We start from the raw sequence: 14,954 nt of genomic DNA, 5'->3' as shown, positions 1-14,954 counted from the left end.
CTTTTATTTTTTCAATGTGATGCGGACTTGATTTGTGGCGTTATTACCCACAGCGTGACTAATTAATTCGTCAAATCGTTTACGTAATTCTTCTATTGTCAGCGGGCTTCCATTGGCCATCATTTTTTCTAAATCATCAAGCGTAATCTCAATTTTATTGAATCCTTTTAATAGATCGTTAATCGCTTGAACGAAGCGAATATCTAGAGGCAATGGTAATTGCCCGGTCTGCATAAATTGTTCAACTAGTTCTTTTTGATTGGCTTGTAGTAGTTCAATGTTTTCCTTTACGGAGGGATCATGTAAACTCGTCAACATTGTATCCATCCAACGTTCATAAATTACGGGTAATTGTTCCTTCAGATTTCTTAGCATTACTTTTTCATTGGTTGATACTTCATTCATGCGATATCTGCAGTTATTGCATAATGGGGTATGTTGCAAAGACTCAGCTGTTACAGAATAACACTCCTTTAAAGATTGTAATGACTTCTCCCAATTTTGAATTTGTTCAGCAGGTAAAATCGAAATATGATTTGCTAACTGTTTTAAAACATTTAGTTCATTTGACGAGAGGAGTTTTTTCTTTAAATTATTTTCAGTCGCATTTAAACGTGATTTATCATGCTGTTCGATATAGGTGTGAATATATTCTTGCTTTAAATCAAGTAATCTTTGCAGCATTGGCATGTGATTCTGTTGGCTCTTTAATGCATGCGCTAATTCATCAAGTGCTTCTGTTGCTTGTTGGGCCCATTGTGTCTGTAATCCCATTGTAGGTTGTGCCAATTGAATATAATTAACAACCTGCATACATTCTTCAATGATTTTTTTGAGAGTTGTAAACTCTTTCAACCTGTTTAGTGCAACACCTTGTTTTTCGATAGTTGCAATATCGTATTTAAAATTATGCATTTTTGCAGGTGTATTATATCGTTTGATAGTTTCACAAAACTCTTTGAATTCCTCTAAATTTTGGACATTTTCTTGAATTTCTTGAGGAGATAACAATGTACCTTCCCACATAGGAAACCCAGTTTTTATGATTTGAATAGTCTTTAATGTGTCATCTATTTTATCATTTACAGTTGTTGTCAAAATCATAATTGCTCGCGATAAGGCATCTTCTTCATAATTTGGCAATGAGACGTCGAATAATCGTAATACCGAACTTAATTCCTGATAAGGAAGGTCTGTCGGTTTTTTTACATGACTAAAGTGTGTAAGTTTCGATATAGGCAATTGAATGTATTCGTTCAAGTTGGTCGCATTATAAGTCTTAGCATCAATTATTACCTCTAAGTCACCCGCACTTATCATTGCAGCCAATACAACGACAAGTAATTCAGGTTCCAGTCGAAACTCTTTCGTGTATTGCAAGTCTTCCACACCACGAATATAGATTGTTTCAATCAGTTCGTTATAATTTAATACTTGTCCTTGTCCTTTAGCTTCTATCAAGGCTTTAACCCACGTTGCATAACCTGATTTTTTTGTCGTGACTTTATTCGAATGATCCAATAAAACAAGGCCATTAAGTATTGCCTGTCCCATTTTTGTCTCAGTTCCTGTTACGTATTGAAGAGCATACCTTACATATGTTTCCAAATTTGATTTTGATAAATAACCATCTTTAATTTCGCTAAAAATAGGATAGTCAGGGTATTTTTGAGCGAACCAATCGGTAAGTAGTCCTTCTGCTACAACATTAATGATTTCTTGAATTGTTGCATCCCCAGGTATAAACATCCCGAAATCTAAAACGGATCCTTTTTTCCCTCTGTATGTAATGTTAAACGTAGTGACAAAATTATCATTCAGCCATTTCGTTAACTCTTTAAAGTAACTGTCTATTTTACGTTGGTAAAGGTTTTTCATCGCTGGCGTTGCATCTATTTTTAAATCGTCTGCGGCAGCATACCGTTTCAAAATTTGCTCAAAGCGGTCATCTGAATGGTTTAACTCGAAAAATATTTCATCTGGCTTTTGTTCATCTTTAAAGTTTGCTTTTAAGTATGGGCGAAGCATGTAGATATAAAAATCACGCTCGGGCTGAGCCGTTGATCGTTCATTTGGAGCACCTAGAAAAAGGTAGCCTTGTCGTTTCACATGGTGCGCATCCCAAGGCAGATCATATCTCCAGATTTTATATCCTGTGACATAGGTATTATCATCCAGGGTAATCGCTCTTTTTAATAGCTCAAAATAATAGCGATCGAGCTTATCTTCTTCGATCATTTCCGCTCTTTGTGTAATGAGGCTATCCACATCAATGTCTTTCTTTAGATCCAAATAATATTGACCATTCGATTCATTCGTTGATAAATATTGAAAACTGACAGTTTTTTGAATCTCTTTCGTAGCAACATCTATGGTGCCTTTTAAAAAATCAGATGGATCCTCTATTTCAATCAGCATTTCATTGTCTCCAGGAATACTAAGAAACAAGTCATCTCGTAATTCCTCTGCAGTTAACCCAACTGGATCATAGATATCAGCGGTAGAGAGCCTATTTAAGGCTAATGCATTAACAATTCGTAATGCCATTGGTTTATAAAGACGTTTCGCATAGGCATTTTGAACACGGTCTTTTACAATCTTGACTTTTTCCAATACCTCGGCTACTTCAGGTATTGCCTTATAGGAAGGATCTTCTTCAATGAAACGCCAATAGCTATCATACGAAATGATGCCTGTTTCATACTCCGGGACATCTTCATCAATGATTTGATTCATTTCAATACTGATTGTTTTTAAGGCCACACGCTTTTCGATGTTGTTCACTTTTTCAAAGGCTGCTAAATAGCTAGGGTGGATCGGATATAAATTTACAAATTTTTCCATGTCTTCGTTTAAGCGATTATACAAACTCTTATAACTTGATAAGTGTTCTCGAATCAGTGCTTTTTGTTCATCCGTTTTTTTCAATAGTCGTTCCGAAACGACATACGCAATATCTTCACGAATGATGCGAACTTGTTCGAACCTCTCCTTTACGCGGCGCAACGGTTCCGCTACGTAACTAAATCTTGGATTGTCAAAAAGCATCTCTTGAATACCTGCAATAAACCGGAATCTTGTATTATTACTGATTTCTCCAATTTCACGTAAAAACCCTAAATCGAGCGTTAATTCTTGTTCTTTACGGCCACGCAAATAATCTAAAAGCTCATCCACTACAATTAACAATCCATGATTTGGATACTTCTCATTAAATAAACCCATCATTTCTTCTAGCGAGTCTTTATTATTTGTTATTTTGTCAAAATCAGGAAATGTAAAATCCACATCCATATCTGCTAATCCATCTTCGATTGAGGAGCAAAGAATATCTCGTAATGAAGTACCGACGCTTCCAATTTCCAAACGTATAACTTTGAATCTTCCTTCAATATCTTTTGCCGTTTCAGCTACTACAGCATTTTGAATATGCTCACTAGCCCCTTCCCGCTCAGCAATTGTGGAAATAACACTCATTAAATGAGACTTACCTGTCCCATAATTACCTACAATCAATAACCCCTTATTATCAGTGGCTCTTTCAAATTGAAGCTGGTTGATAATCATATGATTTAATTGCTCAGCCATTCTGTCCGAAATGACATAAGTATCCAGTAAATGGAACGCTCTTTCTAAGTCGTTTGCATCCTTCAATTGAATCACTGATTCAATTGGTTCGAATTGAACTAAATCTCTATATTTGACCAAAACTGTTCCCCCTCATTAATAAATAATAGTCGTATCAGCAATCAATTCTTTTGTATATTCTGGATGCCCAGGTTTAGCATGTATCAAGTATCCATCCTTTATTTCATCTCGCCACGCAACCAACACTACTTTTCTTTTGCTAAGATTTTTAAAAATATCGAAAGCCTGCAGCATGAGTGAAGGTTCAAAAAGAATTTCAAAATAATCTAAACAGAGGATGTCATCCTCTGTATCACCAAGTAAATTCATAAGATCTACCACTTTATACGGACGTCGATTAGGTTTCACGTCAGCCAAATTTTCAGAAAGATACAGGTTCACATTAATATAAGGGACTTTATTTGCTTCACTATAGTATTTTAATGTGTCACCTTTTTTGTACTCGTAAAGATACAGCAGTTTATGATATTTATTTTTTAAATACGGCACTTCTCTATCCAACTGATTGAGGTATTGATAATTCAATAGAATCGACCACCTATTTTTCAACGTTAATTTATCTGGCATTATTTAGCATTCTAACCTTCAGCTACACCTTTTTCACATTCTAAATGCTATTAGAATTTAGGTAGACTAACTTAATTATAGCATTCCTTATACCATAAAAGAGCCCTCAATTTCCCTTCAAAAAAATTTTTTCACTTAGTTTTCCCATGATTTTACCGCGGCTATTTACTAAAGCGTAAAATGAGGTGTTCTAATGCATAAAAAAATCCAAGGAGCAACCTCAGCATGCACAGTACAAACTTATCCCGAAACCCCCATCTTCACGAACGGGCTGAATTCCCGTTTATGGAGCCACCTCACCGGGAATTCAGCTTCCGAAATGATCAGATTTCCCGACGAGATGGCTTTAACCGTGATACTCAATAATGAACGACATCAAAAAGCCCCTAGTCGCCGATCGGATATCGGAAGCTAAGAGCTTGCTGGTATAAGAATTTATCTATTAAGGAATTATTCCTCCCGCACCCTCATAACCGTCTCCCGCTCGATCACTTCATGCGGCACGATCATTTTCGGCAGCAAGGCGCTCGGTTCGTTGAGTTGGCGGATCAGGAGGGCGGCGGCTTGTCTGGCCAGTTCCTGGACATGGATGTCGATGGTCGTCAGGAATGGATGGGACAATGTCGCAAAGACGGAATTGTTGAAGCTGACCAAGGAGATGTCGTCCGGAACTTTGTACTTGTCCAGCTGCAGATACTGCAGGACCCTCAAAGCAAGGCGGTCATCGCCGACGACAAGTCCGGTCGGCTTGGTTTCTTCGAGGAACTCTTGGAAAGCCATGAAGTCATCCGGCGTTTCGAAGTAGAGTGACGGATGGACGGTCAGATCGGCGTCGCGCAAGGCATCGGAATAGCCCTTGTAGCGTTCCTTGTCGACCATTTGCGAAGGCGTCAGACCGACGAAGCCGATCCTTTGGTGCCCATGGCGGATCAGGCAGTCCGTCGCCGTTTTGCCGGACAGGCGGTTGTCGTTATCGATATAGATTGTTTCGTTCTCGTAGACATCGGGTTTCCCCAGCAAAGCGTAGGGAATCTTTTCATCATGCAGGAACTTGCGGATCGGGTCCTTCGCCTCCGAATACAACAGGATGAAGCCATCGACCAGTTTGCGTTGGTGCATCAGGCGCACGCTGTCCTTCAGTTCCGCCATCGTTTTACCGGTAGCCAAGGAAATCATGTATTTCTGTTCGTTGCAGACGACGCCGATTTCCTGGATCATCTCCAGGAAGAGTGGGTTCTGCGCAGGGTTCCCCATCGTCGCTACCGGCAGAATCACGCCGATCGTCTGCGTGGACTTGTTGGCCAGGTTCTGGGCAGCGAAGTTGGGCGTGTAGCCCAGTTTCTGCATCGCTTGGCGCACTTTCACTTTTGTGTTTTCGCTGATCAGCGGACTGTCCTTCAACGTGCGTGAAACGGTTGAAGTCGCGACACCTGCTTCTCTGGCGACATCTTTTATTGTAACTGTCATAGGCATTTTCCTCAGAGTTCATTTTTGTATCTTTAGATTACCATTTAAAAGTGTAATTTTGAACCCTTGCCGCCAAAGTATTTGGCGCCAGGACGATATTGTTCCAACCTTGATGGTGGATGGCATCCGGCACTTCCTGCGCTTCGATCGCCAAGCCCAAATGGCTCCGCATCGGGCGGCCGTTCACAAGGTACGGTTCGTTCATGTCCGTCGTCGAAAAAAGCACGATGCTGCTGCGGTTGCTGGAGAGTTCCAGTTGTCGGCCGCTCTCCTCATCGCTGAGGATCAGCTGCGGCTGTCGGCCCAGCTGCACCAGGAAAACATCATCAAATCCTTGCGGACGTTTGCGAATGGTTTCGCCGAGTACAGTCGCTTCGCGGAAATCAAAAGCTGTTCCTGTTACCGCCTGTTTCGTCCCGGTCGGAAGCTTATCGGCATCCAGCTCCAGCACTTCCTCGCAGGACAGCTGCAAAACATGGTCGGTTATCGGGTGCTTGGCGTCGCCACTCAGGTTGAAATAGATATGGCTGGTCGGATTGAACAGCGTTTCTTCAGTGTCCCGGCTGATGCCTTCCATCGTGATCGTCAGGCAGCCTTCCTTATCGAGGGAATAGCTGACTTTCGCCTGCAGACGGCCAGGATAACCAACTGTTTCCGGTGTTGATTCCAACGAAAAAGTGACGGTAATCGCTTCTTTAGTCTCTTCAGTCGTGAAGTCCCAGAACTGTTGGCCCCAGCCGCGATTGCCGCCATGGATATGGTGTTCGCCGGCATTCTGCTCGAGCTGCACCGTTCCCCACTTGCCGCCGGCGATCCGGCCGGCAACCGGTCCGACGGTGGCGCCGAAGGAAGCGCGGTCGTTTCCGTAGGCTTCGGCATCAGCCAAGCCCAGGACAACATTTTCACTCTGGCCTTCCCGGTCCGGAACCAGCAAACGGATCAGCCGGGCGCCGTAGTTGATGCAGCTGACGGACATCCCGTTCGGCTGGCTCAAGGTGATGCACATGACTTTTTCCGTTCCGATGTTGCCCCATTCGCGGATCGTTATGCTTCCCATTTTAAATCGCCTTCTCCCAGGTATCGCGCAAGGCGGCAAGCGACAATTCGCTCGTGTCCGCCAACACGCGGTCGGCATGCCCCAGCACGGCTGCATCACCGATTGCGACCGCGGTGATTTTGGCGGCTTTGATGGCATCCACGCCTGAAGCGGCATCTTCCACACCGATACACTCAGCCGGTTTTGCCCCTGCCAACTCCGCGCCGGCTAAGAAGATGTCCGGAGCCGGTTTGCCGGCAGCAACTGAGGCCGGGTCGACGATGCCGTCGAAGTAGTCCTTCACCTGCAGCAACGCCAGGATGCCGGGTGCATTCTTGCTGGCTGAGGTGATGATTGTCTTCAGACCCGCTTCGCGCAGTTCTTCCAAAAGCGGCAGGATCCCTGGCAGGATGTCGGCCGGTGTCATTTCCTGGATCAATTCCAGATAATGGTCATTTTTCTTTGTGCAGAAGGCTTCTTTTTCAGCCAAAGAATATTTGTCAGCCAAGCCGCCGTATGCGAGGATGCGCTCCAGCGAATCCATCCGGCTGACGCCCTTCAGTTCTTCATTGAAGGCTTCGTCGACGGTGATCCCCAAGTCCGCTCCGAGCTCACGCCAGGCCAAAAAATGGAATTTGGCGGTGTCGGTGATGACGCCGTCCAAATCGAACAATACTGCTTTCAACATTTCTTTCTCTCCTTTGGTGTCGCTCATACGGACACGGTCTTTTTCAGTGCGACTTTGATTTCATCTTTCAGCTGCAGCTCTTCGTCGTAGATGCGTACAGGCAACGCTTCGCCTTTCACCAACGTCAGGCTGACAGTTTCTTCGTTCACTGCGATCAGGATCAGGCGGCCACGATAGTTGATGTGGAATTGGTAGTTCGTCCAGTCTTTCGGCAAGAATGGCGCGAAACGCAGACCGTCTTTGGCGCGCATGCCGGCGAAGCCTTCCGCAATCGTCAACCAGCTGCCGGTCATCGATGTGATATGCAAGCCGTCTTCAGTATCGTTGTTGTAGTTGTCCAAATCCAAGCGCGCTGTGCGTCGGTAAAGATCCATAGCTTTTTCTTCTTTGCTCAGTTCGGCCGCAAGGATGGCGTGGATGCATGGCGACAAGCTTGATTCATGCACGGTCATCGGTTCGTAGAAGTCGAAGTTGCGTTCTTTTTCTTCCATCGTGAATTCGTCACCGAACAGGTAGATCCCTTGCAGGACGTCCGCTTGCTTGATGAAGCAAGAACGCAAAATCTTGTCCCATGACCAGTGTTGGTTCAAAGGCAAATCAGCCTTGTCCAGCGCGCTGACCGGTTTCAGATCCTTATCAAGGAAAGTATCGTGCTGCACGAAAACTTGGCGCTCTTCATCGTACGGGAAGTACATATTGTCGATGATATCCTGCCATTGTTCTTTTTCAGTTGCGGTGATGCCCAACGCTTCTGCGCGTTCCGGATATTTCTCCAGGCTTTCCAAGGTATAACGCAGCACCCAGACAGCCAAGCGGTTTGTGTACCAGTTGTTGTTGATGTTGTTTTCGTACTCATTAGGGCCGGTTACGCCATGGATCATGTAGCATTGCTTGTTTTGTGAGAAGTGTACACGGTCCGCCCAGAAACGGCTCACAGCACTGAGCACTTCCAGCCCTTCTTCGGCCAAATAGCTTTCATCACCTGTATAAGCTGTGTAATTGTAGATTGCGTAAGGGATCGCACCGTTGCGGTGGATTTCCTCAAACGTGATTTCCCATTCATTGTGGCATTCCACACCGGTGAAGGTCACCATCGGATATAACGCGCCCTTCAATCCTTGTTGCGCGGCATTGTGGAAAGCTCCCGGTAATTGATTGTGGCGGTATTTCAAAAGGTTGCGGGTAACTTCCGGCTCGGTTACCGCCAAGTAGAACGGCACGCCGTAAGCTTCCGTATCCCAGTAAGTAGCACCGCCGTATTTCTCGCCGGTGAAGCCTTTCGGTCCGATGTTCAAGCGTTCATCTTCTCCATAATAAGTGGAGAACAGTTGGAACAGGTTGAAACGAATGCCTTGTTGCGCTTCGTCATCGCCGCCGATTTCGACATCCGCCAGTTCCCAACGTTTGGCCCACAGATTCGCTTGTTTTGCTTCCAACGCTTCGAAACTTTGGCCTGCTACTTTTGTTGCGTAGATTTCTTCAGCAGTTGCTGCAAGTTGGTCCTTCGCATGATCGCGGCTCGTTGTCAGCGTCACGTATTTCTCTAATGAAAGGACTTGGCCGTTTCCAGCTTCCCCTTCGAATACTTGGGAGACGAACAATTCCTTGCTGTTGTTGCCTTTTGGATTGAAGCCTGTCGCTTTGTGGTGCATCGTGGCAGCTACGCTGAAACGTTCGATGCCGAAGTTGTTCGGGATCGTTTCGACGACCAACGTATCGTCAGTCTGTTCGACCCATTCCCAGAACATTTCATCATAGTTGGCATCCTCGTTTTGGACATTCCCGTCCAGAGCGCTTTCGATGCGGATTGCGGCATTTTCGGAAGCCGTGATTTCCACTTTGATGGCGCAAAGTTCCTTAATGTCGATGCTCAGGAAGCGCGTGAAATGGACCGTGACTTCTTTACCGTTCTTCACTACCGTAAAGAAGCGTTCCAAGCGGCCTTTTTCCATATCCAACGTCAAGGCAAAGTCTTTCACTGTATCCTTATGCAGATCGATTTCTTCCCCGTCCACAAAGATGTGCATATACAGGAAATTCATCGCATTGATCACTTTTCCGAAATATTCCGGATAACCGTTTTTCCACCAGCCGACGCGGGTTTTATCCGGATACCAGACGCCCGCCACATAAGTACCTTGATGGTGATCGCCCGAGTAGGCTTCCTCGAAGTTTCCGCGCATGCCCATATAGCCGTTGCCGAGGCTGGTCAAACTTTCCTGCAGGCGGCGGTTTTCTTTATCTAATTGTCTGGTTGTCACTTTCCATGGATCGATCTCAAAAATTTGTTGTGTCATCATTGCTTCCCCCTTATTTGTTCTTCCCCCTTAGTTTAAGTGCAATCGGTTGCATTGTCAATGCAAAAGTTGCATTATTATTTCCGTTGCGTTATTTATCGGGATTTTCGTTTTTCCCTTCATCTATTCGCTGAATAACCGTTGAAAAAACCGAATTATTCTGAAATAGAACGCTTGCATAATTTCTGGATATGGTCTATACTTCGAATCGTAAACGTTGCAATCGATTGCACTGGCAAATTTGAGAGGAGTTTTAAAATGAAGAAAATATTTACGTTTGATTTTTGGCAAAAATTCGGTAAAGCTTTGATGGTTGTTATCGCGGTCATGCCGGCAGCTGGTTTGATGATCAGTATCGGCAAGATGATCGCTATGTTCTCGGGGGATGTCCAATTGTTGCTTACAACGGCTGGGGTCATCGAAGACCTGGGCTGGGCTGTCATCGTCAACCTGCATATCCTGTTCGCCGTCGCCATCGGGGGATCTTGGGCGAAAGAGCGTGCCGGCGGAGCCTTCGCAGCTTTGCTTGCCTTCATCCTGATCAACCGCACGACCGGTAAACTTTTCGCAGTAACCGGAGATATGTTGGCTACGGACGGCGCGACAACCAAAACCTTGTTCGGCCAGGATATCCTGGTCAATGGCTACTTCACTAACGTTTTGGGCGCACCTGCCTTGAATATGGGGGTTTTCGTCGGTATCATCGCCGGGTTTGTCGGTGCGGTTATCTTCAATAAGTACTATAACTACCGCAAGCTTCCTGATGCGTTGTCCTTCTTCAACGGCAAACGCTTCGTGCCTTTCGTCGTCATTGGTTGGTCCGTTCTAATATCCCTTGTCTTGGCAATCATCTGGCCAGTTGTTCAGACCGGCATCAATAATTTCGGGATTTGGATCGCTGACTCCGCAGATACAGCACCGATCTTGGCGCCGTTCGTCTACGGTACACTGGAACGTTTGTTGTTGCCTTTCGGATTGCACCACATGTTGACGATTCCGATGAACTATACTTCTTTGGGTGGAACCTACACAATGTTGACAGGCGCTGCCGCAGGTTCACAAGTGTTCGGCCAAGATCCGCTTTGGTTGGCTTGGGCCAGCGATTTGGTGAACTTGAACAATGCCGGCGATACCGCAGGCTACAATGAGTTGCTTAACGCATTCACTCCGGCCCGCTTCAAAGTCGGTCAAATGATCGGCGCAGCCGGCAGCTTGATGGGCTTGGCTTATGCTATGTACCGCAACGTCGATGCTGACAAACGTCCGAAATACAAATCCATGTTCTTCTCGGCAGCCATCGCTGTTTTCTTGACAGGTGTTACTGAGCCGCTTGAGTACATGTTCATGTTCGCTGCACCGCTGCTTTACGGCGTTTACGCAGTCCTGCAAGGAGCCGCATTTGCCATGGCCGACATCATCAGCCTGCGCGTCCACTCCTTCGGTACGCTGGAATTCCTGACCCGCATCCCGATGTCCTTGAAAGCTGGCTTATGGTTGGATGTCGTCAACTACATCTGGGTGACGCTCGCATTTGCTGTGATTATGTACTTCGTTGCCAACTTCATGATCAAACGCTTCAAATTCGCAACGCCTGGCCGTTTGGGCAACTATACGGACTTCGATGGAGAAGGCGAAGAAGCTGTTCCTTCCACTGCAACAACGGCAGGCAACGCTGATGCATCCGATAACGACAAACTTGTTTGGAACATCATTGGCGCATTCGGCGGGCAGGACAACATTTCTGAAGTCGATGCGTGCATGACACGTTTGCGCGTAACGGTCAAAGATGAAACACAAGTTGCGGAAGACAAAAAATGGTCCACATTGGGCGCACGCGGCGTCATCCGCAAAGGAAAAGGCATCCAAGTCGTGTACGGCCCTCAAGCAGATGTCCTGAAATCTGATATAATAGATTTATTAGGAAAATAGAAAGGTGAGGACCACATGAAACTACTGACTTTGAATACGTACAGCTGGGTCCAAACAGCAGATCCTAGCCTGTTTGCCCCTCTTGTTGCCGACATCCTGGAAAACCAATATGACGCAATCGCATTGCAGGAAGTGAATCAGCTCTCTTCCGGCCCGGTCATCAGTGAACCGGAAGGGTATCTGCCCACCCAGAACGAAATCCCGATCAAATCGGATAACTTCGCCTACTTCTTGGTGAAAGCCCTGGCGGAGAAAGGCCTTGTCTACCATTGGTCGTGGGTGCCGTGCCACCAAGGCTACTTCCGCTTCGATGAAGGGGTCGCCATCCTCAGCAAAGCGCCGATTCAATCAGTCGATCAGGTCCAACTTTCTATAGTCAATGATTTCGAAAGCATCCACACACGCCGCGCTTTGGTCCTCGAGACCGAAGCAGCCGCATTCGTCTCCGTCCACCTGTCCTGGTGGAAAGAGGAGGAAGAAAATCCGTTCCTGAGGGAGTGGGCTTCCGTTGAGGCCGGCATCAAAAAACTGCGCGGCATCAAGCCCATCTACGTGATGGGTGACGTCAATAACCCGGCCGATGTCCGCAACGAAGGCTACGACCTGATCACGAATGCCGGCTGGCAAGATGCCTACGCCGTCGCTGCAACGCGAGAAGGATCCGTGACAGTCCCACCGGCGATTGACGGTTGGGAAGGAAACGAATTGCCGCTGCGCATCGACTACACCTTCTCGGATCAGCCGCAAGCGGTCGAAAAATATGAAGTCAAGTTCGACGGGAAGAAGTTGCCTTGCGTGTCTGATCATTACGGGGTTGCTGTAACGTACGCCTGAACTTAATCTATTTGGATGAAAGAAGGTCTACCTCGCGCGAGGTAGACCTTCTTTTTACATTTAGTCTTGTTGGGCACGGAGGCGGAGGGCGCCGTGAAATGCGGAATTCCCCGCCAAAAGCATTTTGGCGGGAAAAAACACAGCGAGCTCCACAGAAATAACCTTCCAAAGCAGTTTTGGAAGGTTATTTCTGGTCGAATCCGGTCCAAAAAGCCCGCCAAATCACGTTTGGCGGGCTAAGTCGCAGCGTTATCCGCTCTGACGTCACTGCTTGAGTAGGCTATTGGTGTAATCCACATATTTCCTGTACAAGCTGTCCAAAGTCAGGTGGATGGGCAGGAAGGAAACAATTTCGGTATCGCCCTGCATGACCGGAGTGCTTTGGAAATATAGATTATGTTTTCCTAGCGATGCCAGACTGTTATTGCTGAGGCTGGTGATCGAGACAATCGGAATACCTTTCAGCTTCAAAATGCCCATTTCTTTTTCGACTTCGCGTATGTCCCCGCTCAATGAAACCACGATCAACAAATCAGATGGCTTGATGTCGCTTTTGGATGCCATTTCCAATTCCCTTTTGGCTTCTAACAGAATGGGATATCTGCCGACAGAGATCATGGAGCGCAAAAAGTCAGCCAGTACATTCCGTTGCCCCCAGCCGGTCCCATAGCAAAAAATCCGCTCCGCTTCCTGCATTTGCTTTAGGATCGGTGTCAATTCAGTTTGTTCAAAAATTTTCTTTGTCGCTTCAATGTCTTTGATCTGCATGCTGTACAAATCGTATTCCTGTCCAACGATAGCTTGCTTGGAAATATCTTTTCGGATGCTGTATTTGAACTCACTGTATCCGCTGAATCCCAGCTTTTGCGTCAAGCGCAAGATGGAGGATTTCGATGTCAGCGTCGCTTTCGCCAATTCGATGATGGTCAGTTCTTGGCAATCCGCCTTGTTCTTGATGATGTATTCAATAATGGCTTTTTCATTTTCATTCAGTTCGTTGAAGTGCTGATTGATGATGCCTTCTAATTCCATCCCTATCCCTCCGAAAACAAAGAGTCGCCTACCAAGAGCAACTCTCTTTGGTGTGCGACTCTATTGTATCATATGAAGTGTCTGTTTCAGGAGGGTACTCTTAGTTTAAAGTTGGCCAAAACTCCGTGTTGACAGCAATGAAATCATCCAGAATGTTTTTGGCTACACGCGCATTCGGCACGATGCGGGAAACAGTCAGTGCCTGCCACAATTTTTGGTAGGAACCTTCTTCCCAAGCTTCCACAACCAGTTTTTCCACAGCGACTTGCTGTTCCATCAAGCCTTTTTGGAAACGAGGAATTTCGCCTTGAACTAGTGGCTCCGGACCATTCGAACCAACGATGCACGGAATTTCCACCATCGCTGTCGGATCAAAGTTGGAGATAGCGCCATTATTCGGCACAATCAGCAGCATGCGCTCTTTTGTGTTGTACGCAATCGCCCGCGCCAGATCGACGATGTAAGAAGCGTGATCGTCCATTTCCAGTTCTGAATTCACCGCTGTCCCAAGTTGCGCAATGCGATTGCATTCCCCAAAGACCATCTTCTCGCGGTGATCCATCACCTCGTTGGCGCGCGTATATTCAGGATTGGCTTTTTCGACTTCATCTTGCGGGAATAAGTAGTACTTCAAATAAGTATTTGGCAAGGTTTTTGGATCCAGTGGATAAACTTCTTTAGCTTTTCCGAATGTGTGCACCCAGCTTGCTTCCACTTCCTCGCTGCCCTTTCCTTCCAGCTCGGCAGGCGTGATATAGCCGTGCTCCTTGACATGCTTTTGGATTGCAGGCATCAGGTCATTGCCGTCTTTATCACGGATATCTGTCCACCAGCCGAAGTGGTTCAATCCATAGTAGCGTATGGAAAGTTCTTTGCGGGATTTCATTCCAAGAATTTCCGCCATGCGATGTTCGATACCTACAGGCATGTCGCATATGTTGATGATTTTGCTGTTCGGACGCAGTTTACGCGTTGCTTCGGCTACAATCGCTGCCGGATTGGAGTAGTTCAGCATCCATGCATCAGGAGAAAATTGCTCCATGTAATCCACCAACTCCAGCACGCCCCCGATCGAACGCATGCCGTACGCAATCCCGCCCGGTCCACAAGTCTCTTGGCCGATGACACCGTATTTCAAAGGGATTTTTTCATCTTTCTCACGCATCGCGTATTTGCCGACGCGGATATGGGCCATCACGAAATCGATATCTGTAAAGGCCGTTTCGGGATCAGTCGTTGCGACAAAAGTGATTTCAGGTGCACGTTCTTTTAGGATAATTTCGCATGCATCCGCGATTTGCTTTTGTCTCTCCGGATCATTGTCATAGAATTTGATTTGTCTGATCGGAAAAATCTCCAGATTTTCCAACAACATCATGATGATTCCCGGTGTAAAAGTACTGCCTCCGCCTGCGATAGCGATCGATTGTTTTTTTAATTCCATGTTTATTCTCCC

General features: G+C 46.2%; 10 protein-coding genes. 2 read left to right on the top strand and 8 right to left on the bottom strand.

Translation table 11 applies throughout. From position 1 onward, the window contains the following. Positions 1 to 3 precede the first annotated feature (3 nt). From C7R73_RS08650 to C7R73_RS08625, 6 genes are all read right to left on the bottom strand, one after another. Positions 4 to 3,708 carry a DUF6079 family protein gene (locus tag C7R73_RS08650; protein WP_106450120.1) on the bottom strand — a complete coding sequence of 1,235 codons (3,705 nt, stop codon included), beginning with the start codon at positions 3,706 to 3,708 and terminating at the stop codon, positions 4 to 6. A 15-nt stretch (positions 3,709 to 3,723) separates the two neighbouring features. Continuing rightward, positions 3,724 to 4,215 carry a BREX-3 system P-loop-containing protein BrxF gene (gene brxF, locus C7R73_RS08645; protein ID WP_106450119.1) on the bottom strand — a complete coding sequence of 164 codons (492 nt, stop codon included), beginning with the start codon at positions 4,213 to 4,215 and terminating at the stop codon, positions 3,724 to 3,726. A gap of 450 nt (positions 4,216 to 4,665) precedes the next feature. Further along, positions 4,666 to 5,682 carry a LacI family DNA-binding transcriptional regulator gene (locus tag C7R73_RS08640; protein WP_106450118.1) on the bottom strand — a complete coding sequence of 339 codons (1,017 nt, stop codon included), beginning with the start codon at positions 5,680 to 5,682 and terminating at the stop codon, positions 4,666 to 4,668. Positions 5,683 to 5,719: 37 nt separating this feature from the next. Further along, the gene (locus C7R73_RS08635) at positions 5,720 to 6,739 is read right to left on the bottom strand and encodes an aldose epimerase family protein (protein WP_161525909.1); all 1,020 of its coding nucleotides are present in this window, start codon (positions 6,737 to 6,739) and stop codon (positions 5,720 to 5,722) included. 1 nt (position 6,740) lies between these two features. Continuing rightward, positions 6,741 to 7,406 carry a beta-phosphoglucomutase gene (gene pgmB, locus C7R73_RS08630; RefSeq protein ID WP_106450116.1) on the bottom strand — a complete coding sequence of 222 codons (666 nt, stop codon included), beginning with the start codon at positions 7,404 to 7,406 and terminating at the stop codon, positions 6,741 to 6,743. A 23-nt stretch (positions 7,407 to 7,429) separates the two neighbouring features. Further along, positions 7,430 to 9,706, bottom strand: a complete 2,277-nt coding sequence (locus C7R73_RS08625; protein WP_106450115.1) for a glycoside hydrolase family 65 protein — start codon at positions 9,704 to 9,706, stop codon at positions 7,430 to 7,432. 255 nt (positions 9,707 to 9,961) lie between these two features. Here C7R73_RS08625 and C7R73_RS08620 point away from each other — a divergent pair, with 255 nt between their 5' ends. Then, entirely contained in the window at positions 9,962 to 11,632 is a 1,671-nt protein-coding gene (locus C7R73_RS08620; protein WP_106450114.1) for a PTS transporter subunit IIBC, read from the top strand. A gap of 15 nt (positions 11,633 to 11,647) precedes the next feature. Then, the gene (locus C7R73_RS08615; RefSeq protein WP_106450113.1) at positions 11,648 to 12,466 is read left to right on the top strand and encodes an endonuclease/exonuclease/phosphatase family protein; all 819 of its coding nucleotides are present in this window, start codon (positions 11,648 to 11,650) and stop codon (positions 12,464 to 12,466) included. Between the two features lie 264 nt (positions 12,467 to 12,730). On the opposite strand, the gene C7R73_RS08610 is transcribed toward C7R73_RS08615, so the two are convergent. Both C7R73_RS08610 and C7R73_RS08605 read right to left on the bottom strand, forming a co-directional pair. Then, positions 12,731 to 13,498, bottom strand: a complete 768-nt coding sequence (locus tag C7R73_RS08610; protein WP_106450112.1) for a MurR/RpiR family transcriptional regulator — start codon at positions 13,496 to 13,498, stop codon at positions 12,731 to 12,733. A 100-nt stretch (positions 13,499 to 13,598) separates the two neighbouring features. Further along, positions 13,599 to 14,942, bottom strand: coding sequence for a 6-phospho-alpha-glucosidase (locus tag C7R73_RS08605; protein ID WP_106450111.1), 1,344 nt, complete (start codon positions 14,940 to 14,942; stop codon positions 13,599 to 13,601). Between the last annotated feature and the right edge of the window lie 12 nt (positions 14,943 to 14,954).

The sequence above is a fragment of the Trichococcus alkaliphilus genome (genome assembly GCF_003008695.1).
Classification (GTDB): Bacteria; Bacillota; Bacilli; order Lactobacillales; family Aerococcaceae; genus Trichococcus; species Trichococcus alkaliphilus.
Note: the sequence above shows the minus strand (reverse complement) of the source record. Positions and strands in the feature narration are given on the sequence as shown.